The organism is Candidatus Kuenenia sp. (genome assembly GCF_039794105.1).
Classification (GTDB): domain Bacteria; phylum Planctomycetota; class Brocadiia; order Brocadiales; family Brocadiaceae; genus Kuenenia.
In genome coordinates this window covers 1-2,553 of the sequence record NZ_JBDIWA010000075.1, presented here as the reverse complement: position 1 = coordinate 2,553, position 2,553 = coordinate 1, and the positions used below count along the sequence as shown (strand labels likewise).

The window sequence follows — 2,553 nt, the reverse complement described above, 5'->3', positions numbered from 1 at the left end:
GGTCTTTCGTTTTTGTTAAAGGAGTTGGCACGCATATACTTATGGCGTCAAGTGTAGATATGACGGCGGCGTCATCGGTTACAAGAAAAAGTCCTTTTTCTACAAATTGCGCAATATCTTCGTCTTTAACATCTCCAATATATGATTTTCCCCTGTTCAGAGAGGCGACATGGTCTTTGTTTTTATCAATGCCTGTCACACAGTATCCGCTGCGCACAAACTCAAGCGCAAGGGGAAGGCCGACATAACCAAGACCAATTATGCCTATTTTTGCCTTTTTTGTTTTAATTTTTTCCAGCAATTTTTCCATAACTAAAAATTGGTAAAAAATCGTAACTATTCAGCGTAATTTATTAAACTACCGGAGCTCAGAACGTAACTCGTTCCCAAACTCCAGTTTGGGAACGCAATTGCACTGGAAACTCTGTTTCCGGTGAGAGTTTGACTTGACAAATTATAAACTGTCTGAATCATGTGATTTTATTCCCTATCTCTCAACAGACAGGCGAGAAACCGGAGTTTCTCTAACAAGTACATTCCCAAACCGGAGTTTGGGAACGAGCCGTGTGGCATTTACGCTGAATAGTTACAAAAAAATATTACTATATTGTAGTTTATAAGGGACAAGATAATAGTTAGTTATGCAAAAAATTGCAACAAAAAAAATGATTGCAAGAATGTCTATAACGCAGCGTGAGAGTTTTTTTGCCTGATAATACATGATAGATTCTAATTTCAAGCAGGCAAAAGGCAGAAGTTATGAGACAAAGTCAATGCTGGAAACAGGCGCTTCATTATGTTCCGGATTGTTTTCAGGGCTTTGCGGTTTTGAATGCACGGTATGTGGTTGTTCCGGTTCGCCTTCGGTGCTTACCCCGGACTTGTTTGAGTTGTTTGTTGATTGTATTTTGGTTCTCTTAAGGATAGATTCTTTTTTGGGATCATGCTTTGGGGCAAGAACTGCGATATGTGCCGCAATGGCGGTATAGTTTGTGTTTCCAGTCGCATTTAACATGATAATTTCTTTCTAAAATTGTCTGTCTTACTGTTTTGAGGAATAAATTCAACATTCAACGGTAGCAGATTTATCGGCAGAATAGAGGCGGGTATTAGTGAATTTATGTGGCAGCATTTTACCGTTATGTGCTTTACGTGTTGTTTCGTCCCCTATGTTTTTTGAAAATTATAATTGCTCATATATCCCGGTTTTTCTCACCATAAAAAAATGCATACCCATAAAGAACATCATTGCAAGCGGAATACCGGCAATGTGTAATGTGTAAAAACAAGTAAGTTGGAATTTCGATAATTCCGCGGCAGTATTTGCCTTTAAAAAACCGCCGGTATAATACATGAGCAGCGTTAAAATAAGGAGGTTTGCCCCAGATACCCAGTGTAACTCCCTTGGATGCCGGTAAATTCCTTTAAAATAAATCCTGAGCATATGGCTGAAAACCATTCCAATCATAATATGTGGTCCAACGGAATGGATGCGCTGAATCAACCATCCATACGGAACGCTATGGCTCACACGCTGAAAACTTGCTGCCGCTTCATTTGGGCTGGGAATAAAATAGAACATAAGAAATATGCCTGTTCCCAACTGGATTAAAAAAGCAAGCAGCGATAATCCCCCCATACACCCGAACCAACTCAGTCCCTTAGGGATTAGTTTCCTGGTTATGTTTGTTTCGATGATTTCCTTTAAAATACCGGTATTTTGGGATTCATTTATCGATGCGCCCGGTTTAAACATGTAATTCCTGTAACCTCCTAACAATATAGCCAAACAAATATGGTCTGACCTCTGACCTCTGACCTCTGACTTCTGAGTTCTGACTTCTGACTTCTGACCTCTGACCATAGATTTGTTTGACTATAGTTAGCCATCTGATACTTTTGATAAAATACTCTCTAACACTACGCAAAGGTGGTCGATGTCGTTTTGTGTAATCACCAGAGGTGGCTGGAATGTGAGTACATTCCTTGATATACCTGTCTTGCCCGCAAGGATTCCCAGATCCTTTAATTGTTCCAAAATATTATCTGTTTCGTCAAACGCCGGGATTTTATCCCCTTTTACCAGCTCCACGCCCAGCATAAGGCCCATTCCTCTGACGTTGCCGATAATGCGGTATTTTTGCTGCAAATCGTTCAATGCGTTTTTAAAATAATCGCCCAGTTCTTTTGCCTTCTCAACAAGACGATAATTCTCAATGACGTCAATTGTGGCAAGTGCGGCGGTTGCCGATACGGGATTCCCCCCGGTTGTTGAAGCCCCGGGCCTGGTATATGCCGACGCAACAGCGTCATTGGTAATAAAAGCACCCAGGGGTGTTCCGTTCGCCAATGCCTTTGCCATACACATAATATCAGGCACAACGCCCCAATGTTCAATGGCAAACATTTTTCCGGTACGGCCAAAACCCGTCTGCACTTCATCCGTTATCAGGAGTACCTTATATTTATTGAGGATCTCCCTTATGAGTTGAAAATACCCTGGAGGCGGTGTAATAATTCCCCCGTTTCCCTGTATCGGTTCAATTATTAAGG

At 41.2% G+C, this 2,553-nt stretch carries 4 protein-coding genes; all 4 read right to left on the bottom strand.

The window, feature by feature from the left end:
* Positions 1–310: NAD(P)-binding domain-containing protein (locus ABJL82_RS16545; RefSeq protein ID WP_347275815.1), on the bottom strand; the 310-nt coding region annotated here is incomplete at its 3' end.
* Positions 311–757: 447 nt separating this feature from the next.
* Positions 758–1,015, bottom strand: a complete 258-nt coding sequence (locus ABJL82_RS16540; RefSeq protein ID WP_347275814.1) for a hypothetical protein — start codon at positions 1,013–1,015, stop codon at positions 758–760.
* A gap of 168 nt (positions 1,016–1,183) precedes the next feature.
* Entirely contained in the window at positions 1,184–1,756 is a 573-nt protein-coding gene (locus ABJL82_RS16535; protein ID WP_347275813.1) for a cytochrome b N-terminal domain-containing protein, read from the bottom strand.
* A gap of 126 nt (positions 1,757–1,882) precedes the next feature.
* A partial coding sequence (locus ABJL82_RS16530) for an aminotransferase class III-fold pyridoxal phosphate-dependent enzyme (RefSeq protein WP_347275812.1) occupies positions 1,883–2,553 on the bottom strand: 671 nt, incomplete at its 5' end.

What these genes read in the sequence shown, in the direction of transcription:
- ABJL82_RS16540 (WP_347275814.1), bottom strand. Translation starts at nt 1,015, where the DNA reads ATGTTAAATGCGACTGGAAACACAAACTATACCGCCATTGCGGCACAT.
- ABJL82_RS16535 (WP_347275813.1), bottom strand. Translation starts at nt 1,756, where the DNA reads ATGTTTAAACCGGGCGCATCGATAAATGAATCCCAAAATACCGGTATT.